Here is a 22,912-nt window from a genome sequence, read left to right as displayed (position 1 = left end):
TCGGCTCAGCCGGCTGTGTGGTCGTACCGGGCGACGCCGCCGAACGCCCCGACCCGCTCCGGGTGCTCGTCCACGTCGGACGGGGAGTCGGGCCGCCACAACGGCATGTGCACCACGCCGGGCTCCAGCACCGTCCAGTCACCGAAGAAGCCGGTGACCTCGGCGCGGGACCGCAGCGTGATCGCGGTGTCGGTCCGCGCCGAGAGCCGCTGCGCGTCCAGCATCTCCTGGGGCTGGTCCTCGAAGGTGGAGTGGGAGACGACCAGGAAGCTGCCCGGGGCGGCGGCGGCCCGCAGGGTGGCCAGGATCTCCGCCGGCCGGTCGGCGTCCGGGACGAAGTGGACCACCCCGGCGAGCAGGATGCCGAGCGGCCGGTCGAAGTCGATCAGACCGCTGGACCGGGCCTCGTCCAGGATCAGCTTCGGCTCGCGCAGGTCGGCGTGGACGGCGACGGCCCGGTCGTTGCCGGCGAGCAGTTCCCGGCTGTGCGCCACGGCCACCGGGTCGATGTCGACGTAGACGATCCGGGCCTGCGGGTTGGCGGCCTGGGCGACCTCGTGGACGTTGCCGACGGTGGGGATGCCCGACCCGATGTCGAGGAACTGGTCGATGCCGGCGTCGAGCAGCACCCGGACCGCGCGGCGCAGGAACTCCCGGCCTGAGCGCATGGTGTCGGCGAGGTTCGGGGTCATGCTGGCGATCTGCTCGGCGAGCCGCCGGTCGATCTCGAAGTTGTGCGCGCCGCCGAGGAAGTAGTCGTAGACCCGGGCGGCGCTGGGCCGGCTCAGGTCGATCTCGGCGGGAAGTCCGTCCGGCGTCTGCATCGCTGTCTGGCCCCCAGTTCGTCGCCGCGGTGCGGGAGGGCACCGGTGTCGACGGCGTGCGCGGGCACGCGGAGCCGCACCGGCCGACCCGCGGATCGTGTGGTGCTGACCACTCTAGGCCCGTCCGTCCAGGTGCGGGAGATCAGCTCACCCCGATCTGTGGCCGCCCCAGCAGGGCGGACGGCCCGAACGACCGGCGGTCACCCTGGGCAGCCGGGCATCCACCGGACAGTGACGGCGACCGATCGGGTCGCCGTCACCACCGTCGGGCGGCCCGACGCCCCCGGTGACCGGTCCGCCGGTTCAGTCGACGGACTCGAGCAGCAGCGAGATGCCCTGGCCCACCCCGACGCACATGGTGGCCAGCGCCCGTCGCCCACCCCGACGGCGCAGCTCCAGGGCGGCGGTCAACGCCAGCCGGGCGCCGCTGGCCCCGAGCGGGTGCCCCAGGGCGATCGCCCCGCCGTTCGGGTTGACGTGCTCGGCGTCCTCCGGCAGGCCCAGCTCGCGGAGCACCGCGATCCCCTGCGCGGCGAACGCCTCGTTCAGCTCGATCACGTCGACGTCGGCCAGCGCGACGCCGAGCCGGTCCAGCAACCGCCGGGTGGCCGGCACCGGCCCGATCCCCATGATCCTCGGCGGTACGCCGGCCGCCGCCGCGCCCCGGATCCGGGCCAGCGGGGTGAGGCCGTACCGGGACACCGCCGCCGCGGAGGCGACCAGCAGGGCGACCGCGCCGTCGTTGACGCCGGAGGAGTTGCCGGCGGTGACCGTGCCGCCGTCCCGGAACGGGGTGGGCAGCGCGGCCAGCTTCGCCAGCGTCGTCTCCCGGGGGTGCTCGTCGACCTCGACCAACTGCGTCTCCCGGCGGCCGGCCGGCACGGTCACCGGCACGATCTCCTCGGCGAACCGGCCGTCGGCCTGCGCCTTGGCGGCCCGGTGCTGCGAGCGCAGGGCGAACTCGTCCTGCGCACGCCGGTCGACACCGAACTCGGCGGCCACGTTCTCGGCGGTCTCCGGCATCGAGTCGATGCCCCAGCCCGCTTCCATCAGCGGGTTGACCAGCCGCCAGCCGAGGGTGGTGTCGTACACCTCGGCGGCGCGGGAGTAGGGCGTGGCGGCCTTCGGCAGGACGAACGGGGCGCGGCTCATGCTCTCGACGCCCCCGGCGAGTACCAGGTCGGCCTCCCCGGCCACCACGGCGCGGGCGGCGGTGGCCAACGCGTCCAGCCCGGAACCGCAGAGCCGGTTGACGGTGCTGCCGGGCACCTCCTGCGGCAGCCCGGCCAGCAGTGCCGCCATCCGGGCCACGTTGCGGTTGTCCTCGCCGGCCTGGTTGGCGCAGCCCAGCACCACGTCGTCGACCCGGGTCCAGTCCACCGAGGGGTGGCGGGCGACCAGTTCGCGCAGCACGTGGGCGGCCAGGTCGTCGGGGCGTACCCCGGCGAGGGCACCGGCGTACCGGCCGATCGGGGTACGGACTCCGGCCACGAGGTATGCCACGGTCATCGACGCACGTCCTTCGGGGGGGTGGGAAGGGGCTGGCGGGCCGGCGTGGCCCGGGTCACGGGGACGCCGGCCGTCAGGATATCCGCGCCGGTCGGACCCCGCAGTGACGCCCGGAGCCGGCCGTGTCCGGAGCGGATAGGTTGGGGACATGGCCCCGTTGCGCGCAGAGACCTCCACCGGTGGGGCGGTCGTCCCCCGGCCCGACCGGTCCACCGGCCGGGTCACCCCGCACGACCGTGCCTGACCACGCGTCGGTCCGGGCCGTCGCCGGGTGGGCCGCCGCCGGATGCGTGCTGCTCGGCACGGCCGCGGTGACCGTCGCCGTCGCGGCCGGTCCCGGCAGCCCGGCGGGCGGGTACGTCAGCGAGGCCGGTGTCCCCGACAGCGCTCTCGCGTCGACGTACCGGACGGGGGTCTTCACCCTGGCGGCGGCGCTGCTGTTGCTGGCCACCGCGCTGCCGACGGCGCTGCGGCCCGCGGCCGTCCTGCTCGCGGCCGGCGCGGTCGGCGCGCTGCTCTCCGGCGCGGTCACCTGCAGCGCCGGCTGCCCGCTGCCACCGTTCGAGGCGGCGACCCCGGCGGACCTGGTGCACGGCGGGGCGAGCATCGCGGCGGTCGGGGTGACCGTGCTCGCGATGCTGGTGATCGGTTTCCTCCGTCCGGCGACGCCGGCCCTGCGACGGGTGGCCCGGGTGTCCGGGGTGATGGCGTTGCCGGTGGCCGGGGCGACCGCCCTGGGGCTGCTGACGGTGGGCCGGAGCGACCTGCTGGGCGGGCTGGAACGGCTGCTGCTGGCGATCTGCGTCGGTTGGGGCCTGCTCACCGCGCTGCTGCTGGCCCGGCAGCGACCCCCGGCGCAGGGCGTGCCGGACGGTGCCGAACATGACGAACCGGTCGCCGTGTCGAGAACGTCCCTGTAAGGAGCCTCACGCCGAGCGCTCCTTCCACCTGCCGAGCGGCCCGGAGTAGCGTCGGCTGGCGATGACCAATGTCTGGCACCTCACCGTGCGCCTGTACGTCGATCTCCGACGGCAGGCCAGCGGGGTCTGTCCGGCGCAGCCACGCTCCTGACGCTGCACACCGACCACCCCCTCAGACCCGGGACGCCCCATGTCTTCCACCCTGCGCAAGTTCCCCTTCTCCGCCCAGATCCTGCTCGGCCTCGTGCTCGGCGTCGCCCTGGGCTTCCTCGCCCGCGCCAACGACCTGAGCTGGCTGGCCGGCACCCTCGACACCGTCGGCGGGCTCTTCGTCCAGTTGCTCAAGCTGGCCGTGCCGCCGCTGGTCTTCACCGCCATCGTGATCAGCGTGGTCAGCCTGCGCGGGGTGGCCAACGCCGCCCGGCTGGCGCTCAAGACGCTGCTCTGGTTCGGGGCCACCGCGCTGATCGCGGTGAGCATCGGCATCGGTCTCGGCCTGGTGACCAACCCGGGCCGGGGGGTGAGCCTGGACGTCGGCGGCGCCACCGCGCCGAAGACCACCGGCTCGTGGACGGACTTCCTCACCGGCATCGTGCCGACCAACCCGGTCGGCGCGTTCGTCGAGGGCAACGTGCTCCAGATCGTCTTCCTCGCCCTGGTCGTCGGTGCCGCCGCGCTGCTGGTCGGTGCGGCTGCCGAACCGTTCGTCGAGGTCAACCGCGCGGTGCTGGCCATCGTGCAGAAGGCGCTGTGGTGGGTGATCCGGCTCGCCCCGATCGGCACCCTCGGCCTGATCGGCCACGCCGTCGCCGCGTACGGCTGGGACCTGCTGGCCCCGCTGGCGAGGTTCACCACCGCCGTCTACGTCGGCTGCGCGATCGTCCTGTTCGTGGTCTACCCGCTGCTGCTGGTGACGGCCGCCCGGCTCAACCCGCTGCGTTTCTTCGCCGGGGCCTGGCCGGCGATCGAGTTGGCCTTCGTCTCCCGCTCCTCGGTGGGCACCATGCCGGTGACCCAGCGTTCCGTCGAGCGGCTCGGCGTCCCCCGCGAGTACGCCTCCTTCGCGGTGCCGTTCGGCGCGACCACCAAGATGGACGGCTGCGCCGCGATCTACCCGGCCCTCGCCGCGATCTTCGTGGCCCAGGTCTTCGGGGTGGACCTCGGCGTCGGCGACTACCTGCTGATCGCCTTCGTCTCGGTGGTCGGCTCGGCCGCCACCGCCGGCCTGACCGGTGCCATCGTGATGCTCACCCTGACCCTGAGCACGCTGGGCCTGCCGCTGGCCGGGGCCGGTCTGCTGCTGGCGATCGACCCGATCCTGGACATGATCCGCACCGCCACCAACGTGGCCGGGCAGGCCGTCGTGCCGACCATCGTGGCCGCCCGCGAGGGCACCCTGGACCGGGACGCGTACGCCACCGCCGGCAAGCGGGACCTGACCGACGCCGACGAGACCGTCGGGGCCGAGCCGCCGGCCCGCCGCGACGACCTCGCACCGGCACCCGCCTGAGCACGCCGGGCGCTCCCCCGGACACCGCGCCCCGCCCCGCACCGCCACCTGCCCGTACCGGAGGATCACCCGCATGAGTTCCCTGTTCACCCCCCTCGCCCTGCGCGGCGTCACCCTGCCGAACCGGATCGCCCTGGCGCCGATGTGCCAGTACAGCTCCGGCCCGGACGGCCTGCCCACCGACTGGCACCGGGTGCACCTCGGCTCCCGGGCCGTCGGCGGTGCCGGCCTGATCGTCACCGAGGCCACCGCGGTCGTCCCCGAGGGACGGATCAGCCCCCAGGACACCGGCATCTGGTCCGACGCGCACGTCGACGCGTGGCGTCCGGTCACCGCGTTCGTCGCCGGCCAGGGGGCGGTGCCCGCCGTGCAGCTCGCCCACGCCGGGTTCAAGGCCAGCACCTACCGGCCCTGGGCGCGGCAGCACGGCGGGGTGCCGGACGCCGAGGGTGGTTGGACGCCGGTGGGCCCGGGTGCCGACCCGTTCCTGCCCGACTACCGGCAGCCGACCGCGCTGGACTCCGCCGGGATCGCCGGGGTGGTGTCGGCCTTCGCCACCGCCGCCGGCCGGGCCGTCGACGCCGGCTTCGCCGTGGTGGAGATCCACGCCGCGCACGGCTACCTGCTGCACGAGTTCCTGTCCCCGCTGACCAACCACCGCACCGACGGCTACGGCGGCGACCGGGCCGCCCGGATGCGGCTCACCCTGGAGGTGGCCCGCGCGGTCCGCGCCACCGTCGGCGAGCAGGTGCCGGTGCTCACCCGGATCTCCGCCACCGACTGGGTGGACGGCGGCTGGACGGTGGACGACAGCGTGGCCCTGTCCGCCGAACTCGCCGCGTCCGGGGTGGACCTGGTGGACGTCTCCTCCGGCGGGGCGGCGGCCGGGGCGAGCATCCCGGTCGGGCCGGGCTACCAGGTGCCACTGGCCGCCCAGATCCGCCGCGAGGCGGGCGTCCCCACCGGTGCGGTGGGTCTGATCGTCGAGCCGGAGCAGGCCGAGCAGATCGTCGCCGCAGGCGAGGCCGACCTGGTGCTGCTCGGCCGGGAGCTGCTCCGCGACCCGTACTGGCCGCGTCGCGCCGCCGCCAAGCTCGGTGCCACCCCCGAGTGGCCCGACCCGTACGCCCGCGCCTTCTGACCGCCGACGGGCCGTCACCGGCTGACCCCACCCCCGGGGGTGGGGTCAGCCGGCCAGGTGACCCCAGTCGTTCTCCAGGTCGCGCCACGGCCCCTGCGCGGCGACCGTGCCGTCGACCAGGACCACCACGTGGTCGGCGCGGACCAGCGCGGCCCGTTTGGCGGTGGAGCCGACGACGGTCACCCCGTGCTCGCGCAACGCCGCCCAGAGCGCCAGCTCGGTGGTGACGTCCAGCGCGGACGACACGTCGTCGGCGACCAGCAGTTCGGTACGCGGCGCGAGCGCCCGCGCCAACGCGAGCCGCTGCAACTGCCCGCCGGAGAGCCGGGTGCCCTTGTGCCCGATGAGCAGCCCCAACCCGCCCCCGGTCGCCAGGTCGGGGGTGAGCTGGGCGGTGGTCACCGCACCGGCGGCGTCCACGTCGTGCCCGAGGGCGATGTTGTCGGCCACCGTGCCGGAGAGCACCCGGGGGAGCTGGCCGACGTAGCCGACCTGGCCGGGCCGCAGGAACAGCTCCGGCTCGGTCACCGGCTGACCGTTCCAGCGCAGCTCGCCGACGTGGTGCACGATCCCGGCCAGCGCCCGTAGCAGCGACGACTTGCCCGCGCCGACCGGCCCGACCACCAGCACGAGCTGCCCCCGGTCCACGGTCAGGTCGACGTCTCGGACGGCGAGGGTGCCGTCGGAGTGCAGCGCCCCGAAGCCGGCCAGTGCCAGCCGGCGCAGCGGCCGACGCGGCGGCGGCTCCGGCGCGGGCGCGGTGCCGGCGACCAGGTCCACGCCGGGCACCTTCGCCGAGTACGCCCCGACCCCGGTCATCGCCACCGTCCGCCGGGTCCACACCCGGGCCGACGGGTACTGCGAGACCAGCGCCGCGGTGGTCCAGGCGAACCAGCGGGCCGCGCCGAGGGTGGAGACGGCGACCAGGGTGGCACCGGCGGACAGCCCGCCGGACAGATAGAGCACCCACGCCCCGATCGGCAGCAGCCCGCTCGCCACCGACGGGGTGGAGCGGGCCCACACCTGCGCGGCGATCTCCCGCCGCTGCCGGTCGCTGCGGACCAGGTCCAGGGCCGAGAGATGGTCGAGCACCGGCCGGGTCGCACCGGCCAGCTTGACCGTCCGGGCCGCCGACAGCGAGGAGACCAGCGCGGTGGCGAAGGCCGCGCGGGCGGCGACGGTGTCCCGGGCGGAGCGTTCCAGCCGGGGTCCGAACAGGGTGGCGGCGAGCCCGGAGACGGCCATCGTGCCGAGGAAGAACAACGCCGGCACGGGGCTGCCCGTCACCACCGTCATGACCACCACGATGGTCAGGGCGATGAACTGGTCCATCAGGTTGTCGGCGAGCTGCACCACCCGCTCGGTGTCGCCGCTCTGGGCCACCACCTCGGCCGGGGTGTGCGTACTGGTCCGCCGGGCACCGGTCTGCCCGTGCACCAGCCGCAGGCTCATCCGCAGCATCTGCCGTACCCACCACTGGGGGAAGCGCAGGTTGGTCCAGTAGGGCAGCGGCAGCACGATCAACAGCGCGGCCGCGATGCCGATCGCCGGCAACCACGGGCTGCCACCGTCGACCACGTCCGCCCAGAGCCAGGGCAGCACCGTGCCGTCCAGGCCGAGCACGCTCATCACCACGAACATCACGATGGACAGCAGGCCGAAACGCGGGTCGTTGACACCCAACCGCAGGATCTCCCGCATGGTCCGCGCGGGGGCGGCGGGTGGCAGCGGCGGCGGATCCCTCTTGGGTACGACCACCGCCGTCCCGCCGACCGCCCCCGCTCCCCCGCCGGCGGCGCCCCGGACAGCTCCTCCGGTGGCCTGGCCGGGGGATCCCCGCCCGGCCTCCCCGACCGCTTCCCCGGTGGCCTGGCCGGAGACTCCCCGGGCCGTTCCACCGTCGGCGGCGTTCCACTCCCGGCCGCCGTCGTCCGGGCACGTCGGAGCGGGGCCGTCGAGCAGGCCCACCCCGCCCCGGGCGGTACCGGCCGGGGTGTACGCGGCGGCGCGGCTGGTGGCGAGCAGCTCCGCGAAGCGGGCCGAGGAGCGCAACGGTCCCGCCTCCAGGACCGCCCCGTCGGCCATCACCACCACCTCGTCGCAGCGCTGCACCGAGGAGAGCCGGTGCGCGATGACGATGCCGATCCGGTCGGTGAGCAGGCGTTCGGTCGCCTCGCGTACCCGGCTCTCGGTCACCGGATCGAGCCGCGCGGTGGCCTCGTCGAGGATCACCACGTGCGGGTCGCGGACCAGGATGCGGGCGAACGCGACCAACTGCTCCTGACCGGCGGAGAGCACGTACCCGCCCTCGCCGAGCCGGGTCCGGATGCCGTCCGGCAGTTCCGCGACCCACCCGGTGAGGCCCAGCTCGGCCAGCGCCCGGGGAGCCGCGTCGAGCAGGTCCGGGTCGAACAGGGCGACGTTCTCGGCCAGGGTGCCGGCCAGGATCTCGGTCCGCTGCGGCACCACGGCGATCCACCGGCGCAGCTCCTCGACGTCCAGGTCACACAGGTCGGTGTCGCCGAGCAGGACGGTGCCGCGCGGCACCTCTACCGCCCGGGTGAGCACCTTGGCCAGGGTGGACTTGCCCGACCCGGTCCGGCCGACCAGCGCGTACGACCGGCCCCGGACGAAGCTGAGCCGGACGTCGCGCAGGGCCGGCCCCCGGTCGCCCTCGGCGGCCGGGTAGCGGAAGGTCAGCCCGCGCAACGTCAGGTCGCCGTCGGTGGGGGTGACCCCGCCGGAGGGTTCCTGCCGGGCGTCGGAGAGCAACAGCACCCGCGCCCAGGCCCCGAGCGCGTACTGGAGGTGCGGCACCCAGCGGGCGAGGTGTTCGACGGTGGCGCCGAAGCTCAACGCGAGCAGCCAGATCGCCGTCAACCGTGCCCCGTCGACCCGCCCGGTGGCCAACGCCCAGGCCCCGACCAGCACCACCCCGGCGATCCCGATCCGGACGATGCCGGCGGCGGACGCGGTGACCCGCGCCGACATCAGGAAGACCCGGCGGCAGCGGGCCAGCACCTCGGCGGCCCGCCGGGCGAACAGCCGCAGCACGTACGGCTGGGCGAGGCTGGTGCGTACGTCGTCCTGGCCGTGCACCGCCTCCTCCATCACGGCGGCCAGGTCGGACCAGGCCTCCTCCTCGGCCATCCGGGCCGGCGCGATGGCCGCGGTGGGGCGGCGCAGCAGCACCCCGAGCAGCACGGTGAGCAGCAGCATGGCGACGCCGGCCGGCCACCAGACGAACAACGCGCTGACCGCGGCGAGCAGACAGAGCACCACGCCCTGGACGAGCCGTACGCCGGTGTTCCGCAGCTCGGCGGCGACCTGGTAGACGTCGTTGTCGATCCGGTCCAGCAGCTCGCCGACCGGGGTGCCCTCCAGCGTGGGCAGATCCTGGCCGAGGGCGACCCGGCAGAGCCTGCGGCGTACGTCGGCCGACCAGTCGGCGGTGATGCCGGCCATCAGCAGCGCGATCACCAACTCGCTGAAGACGGCGAGGACCAGCGCCACCACCAACGCCACGAACCAGCCCGCCGACCGGTGCACCAGCACCGGACCGGCGACCGCCGAAGCGGCGGCCTGACCGGCGGCACCCAGCACGACGAGGACGATCACCACCGGCACGCGGCGCGGCGCGGAGGCCCAGAGATCACGGAGCAGGCGCATGGAGAATCCCTCCGGACCGGGGTGGCGGTACCCCCCAGCCTGACCCTCCCCGAGCCTCCCCTCAACGCATTTACCGCATTACACCCCGCCCGCCCGGCTGCCCGTCCGCACACCAGCCCGGGGCCGGAGGGCGGGGCGAGCCGGGGTCGGGACCGGTCAGAAGAGGATGGTGGCGAGGGTGCCTACCGGGTGGAAGCCGCAGCGTTCGTAGACCCGGCGGGCAGGGCGGTTGAAGTCGTTGACGTAGAGGCTGACGGTGGGGGCGACCCGGAGCAGCGCGTCGCGGACCACGGCGGCCATCGCGGCGGTGGCGATGCCGCGTCCGCGCCACTGCGGCGCCACCCAGACGCCTTGGATCTGGGCGGTCCGGCGGGTCACCACGGCCAGTTCGGCCTTGAACACGACCTCCCCGTCGACCAGGCGGGCGTACGCCCGGCCGGCGCGGACCAGGTCCTCGACGCGGCGGCGGTAGGCCCGGCCACCGTCGTCGGCCAGCGGGGAGACGCCCACCTCCTCGGCGTACATGGCGACCGCGGCCGGGAAGAGCCGGTGCACCTCGCTGGGCCGGACCCGGCGTACCTCCGGGTCGGCGGGGACGGTGGGCAGGGTGTCGGTGGCCAGCAGCGGCTGGTTGGGGCGTACGTCGCGGGCCGGCCCCCAGTGGTCGGCGAGCCGTTCCCAGAGGCCGAGCACCGCGTCGGCCCGCCCGACGATGGAGGAGCAGAGTCGTTCCTCGCCGGAGAGCTGCTCGGCGAACGCGGCGACGGCGGCGTCGGTGGCGAGGATCGGGGTGAGGTTGCCGCCGAGCCAGCAGATCGACTCCAGGTTGCGGCGGGTGCCGTAGCCGAGGATCCGTCCTTCGGCCCGCCACCAGGCCAGACCCCGGGCCGAGATCCGCTCGGCGACCTGCGCACCGGCGAACGGGTCGAGGTCGAGCAGCCGCTCCACCGCGCGACGTTCCGACTCTCCCAGTTGGCGTACCGGCACCGTCAGCACGGTTACCAGCCTGCCAGATGGGGGCGGTGGTTCGCCGGGCGACCGGCACAGCCCGTGAGAGACTTGTCGACAACACATTGCCGATATATCGTTGATGCATCACCGACAGTCCAAGGAAGGACGACACGATGGGATTTCACCGTCGAATCCACGCACTGCACGAGGCACGGCAACGCGGCTTCGGGTTCCCGCCCGTTCCGCCCGGCCCGCACGGGCCCGCGGGTTGGGGCGGCGGCCCCGGCGGTTGGGGTGGCGGGCGGGGCGGTCGCGGGCGGGGCCGGGGCCGCCGGCCGAACGTCCGGGCCGCCGTGCTGGCCCTGCTCACCGAGCGGCCGATGCACGGCTACGAGATGATCCAGGAGATCGACTCCCGCACCGGCGGGGCCTGGCGGCCCAGCCCGGGTTCGATCTACCCGACCCTGCAACTCCTGGAGGACGAGGGCGTCATCGCGGCCAGCACCGATCCGGCCGGCGGCGGGCGCAAGCGGTTCGCCCTGACCGACGCCGGCCAGGAGGAGGCCACCACGGCCGCGCAGACCCCGCCCTGGGCGGAGTTCGCCGAGAACACGGTCAACAGCTGGCACGACATCCGGGACGCCGGTGCGCAGGCCATGCACGCGCTACGGCAGGTGATGATGACCGGCACGGACGACCAGCGGGAACGCGCCGCCCAGGTGCTCGACGAGACCCGCCGCAAGCTGTACGCGATCCTCGCCGAATCCGAGTGACCGCCGGGAACACCCCGGCGAGCCCGCACACCCCGCCGTACGGAAAAAGGGCGGCTCTCCCACCGGGAGGGCCGCCCTTTCCGACGTGGCTCAGTGCACGGTGACGGTGGGGCCGGGGACCAGCTCGCGCAGTTCCTCGGGGATCTCCGCGCCCATCTCGTCGGCGATCCGCAGCGCCTCTTCGATCAGTGTCTCGACGATCTGCCCCTCGGGGACGGTCTTGACCACCTGTCCCTTGACGAAGATCTGCCCCTTGCCGTTGCCGGAGGCGACCCCGAGGTCGGCCTCGCGGGCCTCGCCCGGGCCGTTCACCACGCAGCCCATCACGGCGACCCGCAGCGGCACCGGCAGCCCTTCCAGGCCGGCGGTGACCTCCTCGGCGAGCTTGTAGACGTCCACCTGCGCCCGACCGCAGGACGGGCAGGAGACGATCTCCAGGCCGCGTTCGCGCAGGCCGAGCGACTCCAGGATCTGGTTGCCGACCTTGATCTCCTCGACCGGCGGGGCCGACAGCGACACCCGGATCGTGTCGCCGATGCCCTCGGCGAGCAGCGCCCCGAAGGCGACCGCCGACTTGATGGTGCCCTGGAACGCCGGCCCGGCCTCGGTCACACCCAGGTGCAGCGGATAGTCGCACTGCTCGGCGAGCTGCCGGTAGGCGCGGATCATCACCACCGGGTCGTTGTGCTTGACCGAGATCTTGATGTCCCGGAAGCCGTGCTCCTCGAACAGCGAGCACTCCCACAGCGCCGACTCGACCAGCGCCTCGGCGGTGGCCTTGCCGTACTTGGCGAGCAGCCGCTTGTCGAGCGAGCCGGCGTTGACGCCGATCCGGATCGGCGTACCGGCGGCGGAGGCCGCTGCCGCGATCTCCTTGACCTTGTCGTCGAACTGACGGATGTTGCCCGGGTTGACCCGGACCGCCGCGCAGCCGGCGTCGATCGCGGCGAAGACGTACTTCGGCTGGAAGTGGATGTCGGCGATCACCGGGATCTGCGACTTGCGGGCGATGGCCGGCAGCGCCTCCACGTCGTCCTGGCTGGGCACGGCGACCCGGACGATCTGACAGCCGGACGCGGTCAGCTCGGCGATCTGCTGGAGGGTGGCGTTGACGTCGGAGGTGAGGGTGGTCGTCATCGACTGCACCGAGACGGGGGCACCTCCACCGACCGGCACCGAGCCGACCATGATCTGACGGCTGATCCGGCGGGGGGCCAGCGGCGGGGGCGGGACGGCGGGCATACCGAGACTGACAGCGGTCACTTGAGCACTCACCTCGTGAAGAGCGTGATCGGGTTGACGATGTCCGCGGTGGCGGTGAGCAGCGTGAACGCGCCACCGATGAGGATCACCGCGTACGTGATGGGCATCAGCTTGAGGTAGTCGACCCGGCCCGGGTCGCGTCGGCCGATCCGGGCGTAGAGCCAGGAGCGCGCCCGTTCGAACCAGGCGATGGCGATGTGACCGCCGTCGAGGGGCAGCAGCGGCAGCAGGTTGAACACACCGACGAAGAAGTTCAGCGAGATGAACAGCAGGACCAGGAGCTGCCAGACGCCGTTCTCCAGCGCCTCGCCGCCGAGCCGGCTCGCGCCGACCACGCTGATCGGGGTGTCCTTGTCCCGTTCGCCACCGGTGATGGCGGTCCACAGGGCGGGCACCTTGTCCGGGATCCGCTTGATCGCCTCGTAGGTGCCGACGGCCAGGTCCTTGGTGTAGCCGGCGGTGGCCGGGATCGCCTCGACCGGGCCGTAGGTGACGTTCGCCGGCACGCCGGGCGGGAGCATCGGGCCGGCGACCCCGAGGGCGGAGACGGTGACCGGTGGGCCGTTCGGGTCGTCCAGCGGCCGGCGCTGCACGGCGGCGAGGTCGGCGCGGACCTCACCGGACACGCCGTCGCGCTCGTAGCTGATCGTCGCCGGCTGGCCCGGGGGCAGGTCGCGGACGGTCTTGACCAGCGCGGTGTAGTCGGCGACCGCGACCCCGTTCACGGCGACGATCCGGTCGTCGTCGCGCAGCCCGGCCTGCTTGGCGGGGCTGACCGGGTCGCCCGGGGCGCACTCGCGGACCGCGTCGGTGGGGATGACGCAGTCGACGACCTTGACGTGCGCCGGCAGCGGGTTGGGCAGGTCCTTGTTGGGCAGGCCCATGAACATGGCGGCCAGCCAGATCGCGACGACGGCCAGCGCGAAGTGGGTGACCGAGCCGGCGGACATCACGATCGTCCGCTTCCACACCGGGTAGCGCCACATCGCCCGCTTCTCGTCACCCGGCTCGACGTCGTCGTCCTGCGGCGTCATCCCGACGATCTTGCAGAAGCCGCCGAGCGGGATGGCCTTGAGGCCGTACTCCGTCTCACCCCGGCGGAACGACCAGATGGTCGGTCCGAAGCCGACGAAGTAGCGGGTGACCTTCATCCCGAACGCCTTGGCGGTCAGCATGTGACCCGCCTCGTGCAGGCTCACCGAGATGAGGATCGCCAGGGCGATCACCACCACCCCGAGCAGATAGAGCATCAGGCTTCCTTCCCCGACCCCGAGATGATCTCCTGCGCGTGCGCGCGCGCCCATGATTCGGCGGCGAGCACGTCCACGACGGTACCTGGTTCGTCGAAATCGGGGGTGTCCTCCAGGACCCGCTCCAGGGTGTCGACGATGCCGAGGAACGGCAGCCGGCCGGCGACGAACGCCGCCACGCACTCCTCGTTCGCCGCGTTGTAGACCGCCGGGCGGCAGTGGCCCGCCGTACCGGCCGCCTTGGCCAGCGCCACCGCCGGGAACGCCTCGTCGTCCAGCGGGGTGAACTCCCAGGTGTGGGCGGTGGTCCAGTCGACGGCGGCGGCGGCGTCGGGCACCCGGTCGGGCCAGCCGATGCCGAGCGCGATGGGCAGCCGCATGTCCGGCGGGCTCGCCTGGGCGAGGGTGGAGCCGTCGACGAACTCGACCATCGAGTGGATCACCGACTGCGGGTGCACCATCACGGCGATGTCGGCGTAGGGCACGTCGAACAGCTCGTGCGCCTCGATCACCTCCAGCGCCTTGTTGACCATCGTGGCCGAGTTGATCGTGACGACCGGCCCCATGTTCCACGTCGGGTGGGCCAGCGCCTGCTCCGGGGTGACAGCGGTCAACTCGTCGCGCCGCCGCCCCCGGAACGGTCCGCCGCTGGCCGTGACGACCAGCCGCCGTACCTCGCCCCGGGTGCCGCCGCGCAGGCACTGGGCCAGCGCCGAGTGCTCCGAGTCCACCGGCACGATCTGCCCCGGCCGCGTCACCGCGGCCCTGACCAGCGGGCCGCCGGCCACCAACGACTCCTTGTTGGCCAGGGCGAGGGTACGACCACAGCGCAGCGCGGCCAGCGTCGGCGCGAGCCCGAGCGACCCGACCACCCCGTTGAGGACCACGTCGCAGGGCCACTGCGCCAGCTCGGTCATCGCGTCCGGACCGGCGATGATCTTCGGTAGCTTGAAGTCCCCGGTGGCCCAGCCGCGCCGGCTCGCCTCGGCGTAGAAGGCGAGCTGGAGATCCTGCGCGGCGGACGCCTTGGCCACCCCGACCGCGTCCACCCCCAGTCCGAGCGCCTGGGTGGCGAGCAACTCGACGTTGCCGCCGCCCGCACCGAGCGCCACCACCCGGAACCGGTCCGGATTGCGCCTGACGATGTCGATCGCCTGGGTGCCGATCGAACCGGTGGAGCCGAGCAGTACGAGATCCCGGGGAGTTGTCACGCGGTCATTCTGCCCCGGCCGCGCTGTACTCCCGCTGGGAGCCTCACCCCTCGACGTCCCCCTCCGCGCCCGGACTCGCACCCGCCCGTCTACGGCAGACCCGTGGCACCACCCGTCCCCCGGCTGCCCCTCCCGCCCACCGCCGCCGATCCCGCCTGCCGCCGATCCCGCCAGCCGCCTCCCGCCTCTCGCGTCCCGCCGCCGATCCCGCCAGCCGCCTCTCGCCTCTCGCGTCCCGCCGCCGATCGCCTCCCGCGTCCCGCCGCCGATCCCGCCTGCCGCCTCCCCGCCCGTCCCCCACGTCCCCATCCCCGTGCCGCCCGGCGCCAAGATCGTGCTCGATCCAGGATGTAGTGGCCTCGAACCACACGGATACCACTACATCCTGGATCGAGCACGATCTTGCGCGGAGACGCGTGAGTCACCGACTCCCGTATGAGATCCCGGGAGGCTCGGCCTGGCAGTGCCTCACCGCGCAGGCTCTCCCGTTGCGCGGAAGCTATCAACGTCGTCCGGCCGGTCGGTGATGTGCGTCCGCAGGGCGCTGTCCAGATGCACGACCTCTCCTCCGTCGGGCAAGCGGACCAGAATGAACTGGCCGGGCAGGCCGGCGTGCATCCCCGCATCCGCCGCCACCACGTGCACGCTGATGTGCGGGTGCTCAGTCAGCCGCAGCAGACGCTCGAACTGCTCGATCATGACCGCCGGTTCACCGATTCCCCGGTGCAGCACCCCCTGCGGAGACGGCCGTCGACAGCCCGGCGGGACGGTGCCGGGCCGCACGTCGCCGCACGGCCCGCCTGGCGGTGCCGGGCTGCGCCGCCCCGTGGCCCTGCCAGCCGGCCAAGCTGCGCCTACGGCGGGAGTACGCCCACGACCGGCCGATGCTGACCATCTACCTGTGCCTGCTCATGCACGACGCGATCACCGATGCGCTGCGGATCGGCACCGGCACGGTCGACCCGGCCGCGTACGTCACCCGGTTCCTCGCCTGGACCCGCCACAACCGGCCGCCGACCCGCCCGACCGAGCCGCACTCCGGGCCACGCACCAGCCGCCGACCTGCCCGGCCGAGCCGCCATCTGGCTCGTCGCCCGCTTCCGCGCCCGCTTCCGCGCCCGCCGACGCGCATTGATCGGTGCGGGGCCGCCGGCGCGGGGCCGCCGGCGCGGGGCCGCCGGCGCGGGGGTGTCCGCGTCGACGGACACCCCCGCACCAGCCCTAACGGGTTGATCAGGCGTAGGTCTCGAACTCGGCGACCCTCGGGGTGGCAGCAGAACTGTTGATCCGGAAGGTGACCTTCTTGAGCGAGGTCCGGGCGAAGGTGATCACGCCGGCCCGGGTGCCGGAGGCCAGCACCGCGCCGGTGTCGCCGTTGAGGACCTGCCAGGAGGTGACGCTGCCGACCGAGCCGGACGCCTCCCGGATGTTGATCGAGGAGATGCTGGTCGCGGAGCCCCACTTGATCGAGATGTCACCGGTTGACCCGGCCGGCGACCAGTAGGTGCCCATGTTGCCGTCCCGCACGTCGCCGTAGCTCGTGCCGCTGGCCTTGCTGGAGCCGTCGGAGCCGGCCCCGATGCTGAGGTTGGTCCCGCCGGGGTTGCCGGTGGGCGGCGGGGTGGTCGGCGGGGGCGTGGTGGGGGCGGGGGTGGTGGGAGCCGGGGTGGTCGGTCCCGGGGTGGTCGGGTTGGGGGTGGTCGGGTTGGGGGTGGTCGGCGTGCAGCTTCCGTTCGACTCCTTGAGACCGGTGTTCGCGCCGGCCGTCTGCCGGACGATGTCCGGCACGCAGCTCGCCCCGTCAAGCCGGTACGAGTACGGGATGCTGACGCTGGTGTTGGACGGCATGCCGGGGCCGGCGGGGTTGGTCTCACTGCCAGGGCTGGACCAGGTCACGTTGTCCAGGATGTTGCCGCTGGCCTGCCAGTAGCCGGCCTCACTGGTGTAGAAGGTGCCCAGCACGTCCCGGGAGTTCTTGAAGTAGTTGTTCTCCACCTTGGCCCGCGCGCCGGCCCGGGAGTTGATCCCGGACTCGTTCAACTGCACGTACGAGTTGTTGTAGGCGTGCGCGATCCCGCCCCGTAGCAGGGGCGTACGGGAGTCGATGTTCTGGTAGAGGTTGTGGTGGAAGGTGACGAAGCCGTTGCCCCGGTCGCTCTCGCTGGAGCCGATCAGGCCGCCCCGCCCCGAGTTGCGCAGGATGCTGTACGACAACGTGACGTACTGGACGTCGTCCTTCATGTCGAACAGCCCGTCGTAACCCGCCGACTCACCACCCGACGCCTCCAGCGTGGTGTGGTCGACCCAGACGTTGCGCACGCTGCTCTCCATGCCGATGGCGTCACCGCCGTTGGAGGTGGGCGAGCCCGACTTCTTGACGTTCCGCACCGTCACGTTCTGGATGATGATGTTGCGGGAGTCGCGGATGTGGATGCCGAGCTGGTCGAAGACCGCGCCACTGCCGACCCCGACGATGGTGACGTTGCTGATCTCCTTCAGCTCGATCCGGTCGGCGGCGGTGTTGCAGCTGTTGCCGGACACCTTCGTGGTGTTGCCGTGGTTGATCGTGCCCTGCACCTCGATGACGATCGGGGTGCTGCTGCTGGCCCGGTTGCACAGGGCCGCGTGGATCGCGGTGCCGGTGCTGGCCCGGACGGTCTGCCCGCCCGCGCCGCCGGTGGTCCCGCCGTTCTGGGTCGCGTAGCCGCTGGCGCTGCCGGCCGCCGCCGAAGCCTGGTGCATCGGCAGGGCCACGCAGATCGCCGCGCCGACGGCCGCGGTGGCCAGCCCCGCCTGGACCCGTCGTGTCACTGGTCGTCTCATCCTCGCGTCACCTTTCTCCGTGCCGGTGGTGGTGCTGGTGGGGTGCGGGTGGTGGTGTAGGTGGTGCTGCTGGAGTACGGGTGGTGGTACGGGGTTTCCGCTGCGGGCCGTGGTGGCACTGGGAGCCGTGGTGGCACTGGGAGCCGTGGTCGTCCCGGCCAGCCGTCGAGGACACCGACCGTCAGTCCGGGCCACGGGGTGATCGCGCCCGGACTCCGCCCCGATCGGGGTCGGGCCCGCTCTGCCTGCCGGACTGTTCTGCCCGCCGGACTGCGGTGCCCGCCGGACTGCCTTGCCCGCCGGACTGTTCTGCCCGCCGAACTGCCTTGCCCGCCGAACTGTTCTGCCCGCCGGACTGTTCTGCCCGCCGGACTGCGGTGCCCGCCGGGCTGGTGCGCGCACAGCGGACTGCCGCGCAGAAGCCGGACTGGTGCCGGCGGCGGCGGCAGAGCTCCGCCGGGGCACCCACTCCAGGCATCTGGAAAGCGCTTTCCGAGACCGACAATAGAGTGACGTCTATAACATCGCAAGGTGTCGCCCGGATTGCGGCGTAATGACCACCCTGCGCCCCCATCACGCGTCAACCGCCCCCACCCACCTCACACGCCGCCCACCCCACAGCCACCCACCCGACAGTCCACCCACCCCACACTCCACCCACCCCGCCGACACAAACCACCCACCCCACACCCCACCCCACGCCACCCACCGCCCATGCCACCCACCCCGCTGGCCAAGCCCAACGCACCCGCACCCGACCAGCGGTTGCCACATGATCGTCTACGGGTGAGCGAGCCGACACGCCGTACCAGGCGCACGAGAGGCGTATTTGATCATGAGGCCGACACGAGCCCGGCCCACCATGTGCCCGGCGTGGCCCGCCCCGCCACGCCACGCGGCCGACACGAGCCCGGCCCGCCATGTGCCCGGCGTGGCCCGCCCGCCACGCCACGCGGCCGACACGGGCTCGGCCCGCCCAGTGCCCGGCCCGCCCCGCCACGCCACGCCACGCGGCCGACACGACCACGCCACGCCACGCGGCCGACACGGCCCCACCCCGTCATGTGCCCGGCGTGGCCCGCTGGACGAAGGTCTCCAACTCCTCGCCGCCGTACCAGTCGGTACGCCGGCCCAGGTGGGTCATGCCGAGCCGGCGGGCCACCGCCACCGACGCCACGTTGCCGGGGGCGACCACCGCGTACACCTGCGGGGTGCCGGTGGCGAGTTCCCGGTCGACCAGCGCGCGGGCCGCCTCGGTGGCGTAGCCGTGGCCCCACGAGTCGGGGTGCAGGTGCCAACCCACCTCGATGTCCCCGGTGGACACCTGCTCGTCCCGGCCGGGCAGCGGCTTGAGCAGGATCGTGCCGACCACCAGGCCGGTGTCGCGCGCCTGCGCCGCCCAGGTGCCGTACCGGTCGCCGTGGTCGGCGTGCCGGGTCCGCCAGAGCGCCAGCCGGTCGGCCGCCTGCCCCGGATCGGTCAACGGCAGGCCGGGAGCCGCGCCCAGCCAGCGCACCACCTCGTTGCGGGAGTAGAGGTCGAAGATCCGGGCCAGGTCGGCCGGCGAGTCGGTCCAGTCCCGCAGGATAAGCCGGGCGGTGGTGAGCACGGTCATGTCGCGGGATCGTAATGCGTGCCCACCACCGTCAGGGGGAAGAACATCGCGATGGGCGACGCATGGCAGCGTACGAAGCGGATCACCAGTGCCGCGTTCCGACCGGTACGGGGTCGCGACCTCTCCCTGCACGCCGCCGCCATCACCTTCTACGGGGCGATCGCCGTGGTGCCGGTGGCCCTGCTGGCGATCTGGCTGACCTCGCTGCTGGCCGGCGCGGACCGGGTACGCCGGCTCACCGCGTACGCCGTGGAGACGCTGCCGGACGCGATCGGTGCGCCCGACGCGGTGGACGCGCTGGTCAACGCCGGGGTGCAGTTGACCCCGCTGCTGGCGCTGGCCTCCCTGCTGCCGGCCTCGCTCTACGGTGAGGGGCTGCGCCGGGCCTTCGTCTCGGTGGCCACCGCGCCCAACCCGGACGAGTCACTGGTCGGCTGGCGGGGCCGGTTGCTGCTGCTGCCGCTGCTCGCCCCGGCCCCCGCCCTGCTGCTGTCGATCCTCATCGCGCTGCCCACCACCACCCGGCTGATCCGGCAGGGCGGCTGGGTCGCCGCCCTCGGCATCGTGCTGTCGTTCCTGGCGGTGTGGCTGGTGCTCACCCCGGTGCTGATGTGGGTGTTCCGGGTGGTCGGGCCGGCCTCACCGGACTGGCTGTCGACCCTGGCGGTCGGTTCGTTCACCGCCGCCAACCTGTCCGGCTTCCTGCACGGCTTCGTGCTGTTCTGTTCGCTCCCGCTGGACCTCGGTGTCCCGTTCGGCGGCTTCGACCCGGTCGGGGCCGGCGTCGCGGTGCTGCTCTGGCTCTACCTGTTCCACGTGATCGTGCTGGCCGGCTACTCGGCCACCCTCGCGCTGTCCCGGTGGCGGGTCCGCCGCGCCGCCTCCTCCGGCGACTCCCCCGGGGAGGTGTCCGAAGGTGCGGCAGGGTCCGGGGACGCGGCCGGGTCCAGGGCCGCGGCCGGGTCCGAAGCCGCGGCAGGGTCCGGGGCTGCGGCCGGGTCCGGGGACGCCGCCGGGTCGTCGGTCTCGCGCAGGCCGTAGCGGGTCCAGAGCCGGGCCAGGGGTGCCGGCGCCCACCAGTTCCACCGGCCCAGCAGCCGCATGGTGGCCGGCACGAGCAGCGCCCGGACCAGGGTCGCGTCCACCACGATCGCCACGATCATGCCGACGCCGATCAGCTTGATGTAGGCCATCCCGCCGGTGGTGAAGCCCGCCACCACGATGATCAGCAGCAGTGCGGCGGCGGTGATGATCCGCCCGGTACGTTGCAGGCCGGTGGCGACCGAGGCGGTGTTGTCGCCGCTGCGGTCCCACTCCTCGCGTACCCGGCTGAGCAGGAACACCTCGTAGTCGGTGGCCAGCCCGAACAGCACCGCGAGCATGAGGATGAGGTTGCTCGGCTCGATGAACCCGGTGGAGGTGAAGCCGAGCGGACCGGACAGGTGCCCGTCCTGGAAGATCCAGACCACCACGCCGAACGACGCGCCGATCGACAGCAGGTTCATCAGCACCGCCTTGACCGGCAGCACCACCGAGCCGAAGGCCAGGAAGAGCAGCAGCAGGGTCGCGCCGGCCATCAGCAGGGCCATCCACGGCAGCCGGTCGCCGAGGCTGTCCAGCAGGTCCACGTCGGCGGCGGGCCGACCACCGACCAGTACCTGCGCCCCGGCCGGGCCGGGCAGGTCACGCAGCGTCCGGACCAGGTCCCGGGCGGCGTCGCCGGTCGGCTCCCCCGGGTAGCTCACCGACAGCAGGGTGGACTCCCCCCGGGCCGCCGTGACCTGCACCCCGGTCACCCCGGGCAGCGTCCCGATCCGGTCGGCGAACGGGCGCACCGCGTCGGCCGGCGCACCGGAGACCAGCACCTCGACCGGGGCGACCGTGCCGCCGGGGAACTCGGCGGAGATCCGCTCGGAGACCACCCGGGGCGCGGCGTCCGCCGGCAGCACCCGCTCGTCGACCCCGCCGAAGGTGATCCGCGCGAACGGGGTGGCCAGCACGGCGAGCAGCGCCGCGACCCCCACCAGGTAGAGCACCGGCCGGCGCATCACGCTGCGCGCGATCCGGGCCCAGGCGCCGCCCGCGTCACCCGCCGCCCGCCGCGCACCCCGCGTCCCACGCCGCCACGGCAGCGGTACGCGCACCGCGTCCACCCGGTGGCCGAGCACCACCAGCAGGGCCGGCAGCACGGTGAGCGCGGCCAGCATGGCGATCAGCACGGCGGCCATCCCGCCGAAGCCCATCGACCGCAGGAACGGCTGCGGGAAGATCAACAAACTGGCCATGGCCAGCGCGACGGTCAGCCCGGAGACGAAGACCGTCCGGCCGGCGGTGAGCATGGTGCGCCGGATCGCCTCGGCGGTGCTCCGGCCGGCGGCCAGTTCCTCCCGGAACCGGCTGATGATGAACAGCGCGTAGTCCACCGCCATCCCGAGCCCGATCAGGGTGATCACGTTGATCGCGAAGATCGACACGTCGGTGACCAGGTTGACCAGTCGTACCGCGACGAACGCGCCGAGGATGGCCAGCCCACCGACCAGCAACGGCGTGCCGGCGGCGACCAGTCCACCGAAGATCAGCACGAGCAGCACCAGCAGCACCGGCATGGACAGCAGCTCGGCCCGGGTGATGTCCTCGGTGCTCTGGGTGGTGGCCGCCGCCTGGAACGCCACCAGCCCGCCGACGTCGGTCCGCAGCCCCGGCGCGTCCAGTGCGGGGCGCAACGCCGTGAACTGTGCCGACCGGGCGTCCTCGTCGCCACCGGTCAGCTTGACCAACGCGTAGGTCGCCCGCCGGTCCTCGGCGACCAGCGCGGGCGCGGGGGCGTCGTACCAGCTGGTCACCTCGGCCACCTCGGCGCGCTGGCGCAGCCCGGCCACGGTGGAGGTGACCGGGTCGCGGAACCCCGGATCGTCGACGGACGCGGTGTCACTGGACCAGAGCACGATCACGTCCGCGCCCTGCCGGCCGAGTTCGGCGGTGACCCGCTGCACGGTCCGGCTGGACTCGCTGGAAGGGTCGTCGAACCCGCCCCCGGTCAGCTCCCCGAACACCCCGCTGCCCCAGGTCACCCCGACGACCACCAGCACCCCGGCGGCGGCCAGCACCGCCCACCGGGTCCGCACCACCACCCGCCCCCACCAGGCGAACATCGGCTCTCCCCTCGTCGATCCACCGGCCCACCGGCACCGGCACCCGCACCCGGGCCGTCGACCGGCGGCGACCGGGATCGGCGCCGCAGCGACCGCCGTCCACTATCGCAACAACCGTTCACGTTCAGCGGGCCGGGCCGGCCTCTCCCTGATTGCCCGAGCGCGAGGAACACCCCTCTCCCCCGCTTGCCGGCACGGGAGATACGCCGTTCCCCGCCTCCTCCCTGATTGCCCTCGCGCGGGGGACACCCGCTGTCCTCCGGTTGCCGGCACGGGGGGGGACACCGTTCCCCGCTTCCTC

15 protein-coding genes and 2 pseudogenes are annotated in these 22,912 nt (G+C 73.5%); 6 read left to right on the top strand and 11 right to left on the bottom strand.

Annotated features, from left to right (window positions below; translation table 11 throughout):
* Positions 1 to 5 precede the first annotated feature (5 nt).
* Both O7612_RS08530 and pcaF read right to left on the bottom strand, forming a co-directional pair.
* Complete coding sequence (locus tag O7612_RS08530) at positions 6 to 824, bottom strand: SAM-dependent methyltransferase (RefSeq protein WP_282272018.1); 819 nt, start codon at positions 822 to 824, stop codon at positions 6 to 8.
* 303 nt (positions 825 to 1,127) lie between these two features.
* Positions 1,128 to 2,333: a 3-oxoadipyl-CoA thiolase gene (gene pcaF, locus O7612_RS08525; protein WP_282272016.1), complete on the bottom strand. Its 1,206-nt coding sequence runs from the start codon at positions 2,331 to 2,333 to the stop codon at positions 1,128 to 1,130.
* Positions 2,334 to 2,569: 236 nt separating this feature from the next.
* Here pcaF and O7612_RS08520 point away from each other — a divergent pair, with 236 nt between their 5' ends.
* The 3 genes from O7612_RS08520 (at position 2,570) to O7612_RS08510 (ending at position 5,904) form a co-directional block, all read left to right on the top strand.
* Positions 2,570 to 3,253, top strand: coding sequence for a DUF998 domain-containing protein (locus tag O7612_RS08520; RefSeq protein ID WP_282272014.1), 684 nt, complete (start codon positions 2,570 to 2,572; stop codon positions 3,251 to 3,253).
* 202 nt (positions 3,254 to 3,455) lie between these two features.
* On the top strand, positions 3,456 to 4,763 hold the full coding sequence (locus tag O7612_RS08515; RefSeq protein WP_282273843.1) for a dicarboxylate/amino acid:cation symporter: 1,308 nt from the start codon (positions 3,456 to 3,458) through the stop codon (positions 4,761 to 4,763).
* Between the two features lie 73 nt (positions 4,764 to 4,836).
* On the top strand, positions 4,837 to 5,904 hold the full coding sequence (locus O7612_RS08510; RefSeq protein WP_282272012.1) for an NADH:flavin oxidoreductase/NADH oxidase: 1,068 nt from the start codon (positions 4,837 to 4,839) through the stop codon (positions 5,902 to 5,904).
* Positions 5,905 to 5,949: 45 nt separating this feature from the next.
* Here O7612_RS08510 and O7612_RS08505 read toward each other — a convergent pair whose 3' ends face one another.
* Complete coding sequence (locus tag O7612_RS08505) at positions 5,950 to 9,573, bottom strand: ATP-binding cassette domain-containing protein (protein ID WP_282272010.1); 3,624 nt, start codon at positions 9,571 to 9,573, stop codon at positions 5,950 to 5,952.
* A 156-nt stretch (positions 9,574 to 9,729) separates the two neighbouring features.
* Complete coding sequence (locus tag O7612_RS08500; protein ID WP_282272007.1) at positions 9,730 to 10,569, bottom strand: DUF4081 domain-containing GNAT family N-acetyltransferase; 840 nt, start codon at positions 10,567 to 10,569, stop codon at positions 9,730 to 9,732.
* 128 nt (positions 10,570 to 10,697) lie between these two features.
* On the opposite strand from O7612_RS08500, the gene O7612_RS08495 reads away from it, so the two are divergent.
* Entirely contained in the window at positions 10,698 to 11,297 is a 600-nt protein-coding gene (locus O7612_RS08495; protein WP_282272005.1) for a PadR family transcriptional regulator, read from the top strand.
* Between the two features lie 90 nt (positions 11,298 to 11,387).
* Here O7612_RS08495 and ispG read toward each other — a convergent pair whose 3' ends face one another.
* The 4 genes from ispG to O7612_RS08475 form a co-directional block, all read right to left on the bottom strand.
* The gene (gene ispG / locus O7612_RS08490) at positions 11,388 to 12,560 is read right to left on the bottom strand and encodes a flavodoxin-dependent (E)-4-hydroxy-3-methylbut-2-enyl-diphosphate synthase (protein WP_067304906.1); all 1,173 of its coding nucleotides are present in this window, start codon (positions 12,558 to 12,560) and stop codon (positions 11,388 to 11,390) included.
* A gap of 8 nt (positions 12,561 to 12,568) precedes the next feature.
* Complete coding sequence (locus O7612_RS08485) at positions 12,569 to 13,810, bottom strand: site-2 protease family protein (protein ID WP_282272001.1); 1,242 nt, start codon at positions 13,808 to 13,810, stop codon at positions 12,569 to 12,571.
* Positions 13,810 to 15,021: a 1-deoxy-D-xylulose-5-phosphate reductoisomerase gene (dxr, locus tag O7612_RS08480; protein ID WP_282271999.1), complete on the bottom strand. Its 1,212-nt coding sequence runs from the start codon at positions 15,019 to 15,021 to the stop codon at positions 13,810 to 13,812. Before dxr ends, O7612_RS08485 begins: the two co-directional genes overlap by 1 nt.
* A 468-nt stretch (positions 15,022 to 15,489) precedes the next feature.
* Complete coding sequence (locus O7612_RS08475; protein WP_282271997.1) at positions 15,490 to 15,753, bottom strand: Scr1 family TA system antitoxin-like transcriptional regulator; 264 nt, start codon at positions 15,751 to 15,753, stop codon at positions 15,490 to 15,492.
* 3 nt (positions 15,754 to 15,756) lie between these two features.
* On the opposite strand from O7612_RS08475, the pseudogene O7612_RS08470 reads away from it, so the two are divergent.
* A pseudogene (locus O7612_RS08470) lies at positions 15,757 to 15,944 on the top strand (flavin reductase); the annotation flags it as partial.
* Positions 15,945 to 16,254: 310 nt separating this feature from the next.
* On the opposite strand, the gene O7612_RS08465 reads toward O7612_RS08470, so the two are convergent.
* Positions 16,255 to 17,844: a pectate lyase gene (locus O7612_RS08465; RefSeq protein ID WP_282271995.1), complete on the bottom strand. Its 1,590-nt coding sequence runs from the start codon at positions 17,842 to 17,844 to the stop codon at positions 16,255 to 16,257.
* A gap of 1,060 nt (positions 17,845 to 18,904) precedes the next feature.
* Positions 18,905 to 19,459 carry a GNAT family N-acetyltransferase gene (locus O7612_RS08460; RefSeq protein ID WP_282271993.1) on the bottom strand — a complete coding sequence of 185 codons (555 nt, stop codon included), beginning with the start codon at positions 19,457 to 19,459 and terminating at the stop codon, positions 18,905 to 18,907.
* 51 nt (positions 19,460 to 19,510) lie between these two features.
* Here O7612_RS08460 and O7612_RS08455 point away from each other — a divergent pair.
* Positions 19,511 to 20,326 (top strand): annotated as a pseudogene (locus tag O7612_RS08455) (YhjD/YihY/BrkB family envelope integrity protein); the annotation flags it as partial.
* Here the strand turns inward: O7612_RS08455 and O7612_RS08450 are convergent.
* Complete coding sequence (locus O7612_RS08450) at positions 20,293 to 22,611, bottom strand: MMPL family transporter (RefSeq protein ID WP_282271991.1); 2,319 nt, start codon at positions 22,609 to 22,611, stop codon at positions 20,293 to 20,295. The pseudogene O7612_RS08455 and the gene O7612_RS08450 sit on opposite strands and share 34 nt — an antisense overlap.
* Positions 22,612 to 22,912: the final 301 nt, after the last annotated feature.

This window comes from Micromonospora sp. WMMD987 (assembly GCF_029581435.1).
GTDB classification, from domain to species: Bacteria; Actinomycetota; Actinomycetes; order Mycobacteriales; family Micromonosporaceae; genus Micromonospora; species Micromonospora rifamycinica.
This window is presented reverse-complemented; position numbering and strand designations above follow the sequence as displayed.

What these genes read in the sequence shown, in the direction of transcription:
- O7612_RS08450 (WP_282271991.1), bottom strand. Translation starts at nt 22,611, where the DNA reads ATGTTCGCCTGGTGGGGGCGGGTGGTGGTGCGGACCCGGTGGGCGGTG.
- O7612_RS08460 (WP_282271993.1), bottom strand. Translation starts at nt 19,459, where the DNA reads ATGACCGTGCTCACCACCGCCCGGCTTATCCTGCGGGACTGGACCGAC.
- O7612_RS08530 (WP_282272018.1), bottom strand. Translation starts at nt 824, where the DNA reads ATGCAGACGCCGGACGGACTTCCCGCCGAGATCGACCTGAGCCGGCCC.
- O7612_RS08485 (WP_282272001.1), bottom strand. Translation starts at nt 13,810, where the DNA reads ATGCTCTATCTGCTCGGGGTGGTGGTGATCGCCCTGGCGATCCTCATC.
- O7612_RS08495 (WP_282272005.1), top strand. Translation starts at nt 10,698, where the DNA reads ATGGGATTTCACCGTCGAATCCACGCACTGCACGAGGCACGGCAACGC.
- pcaF (WP_282272016.1), bottom strand. Translation starts at nt 2,333, where the DNA reads ATGACCGTGGCATACCTCGTGGCCGGAGTCCGTACCCCGATCGGCCGG.
- O7612_RS08505 (WP_282272010.1), bottom strand. Translation starts at nt 9,573, where the DNA reads ATGCGCCTGCTCCGTGATCTCTGGGCCTCCGCGCCGCGCCGCGTGCCG.
- O7612_RS08465 (WP_282271995.1), bottom strand. Translation starts at nt 17,844, where the DNA reads ATGAGACGACCAGTGACACGACGGGTCCAGGCGGGGCTGGCCACCGCG.
- O7612_RS08510 (WP_282272012.1), top strand. Translation starts at nt 4,837, where the DNA reads ATGAGTTCCCTGTTCACCCCCCTCGCCCTGCGCGGCGTCACCCTGCCG.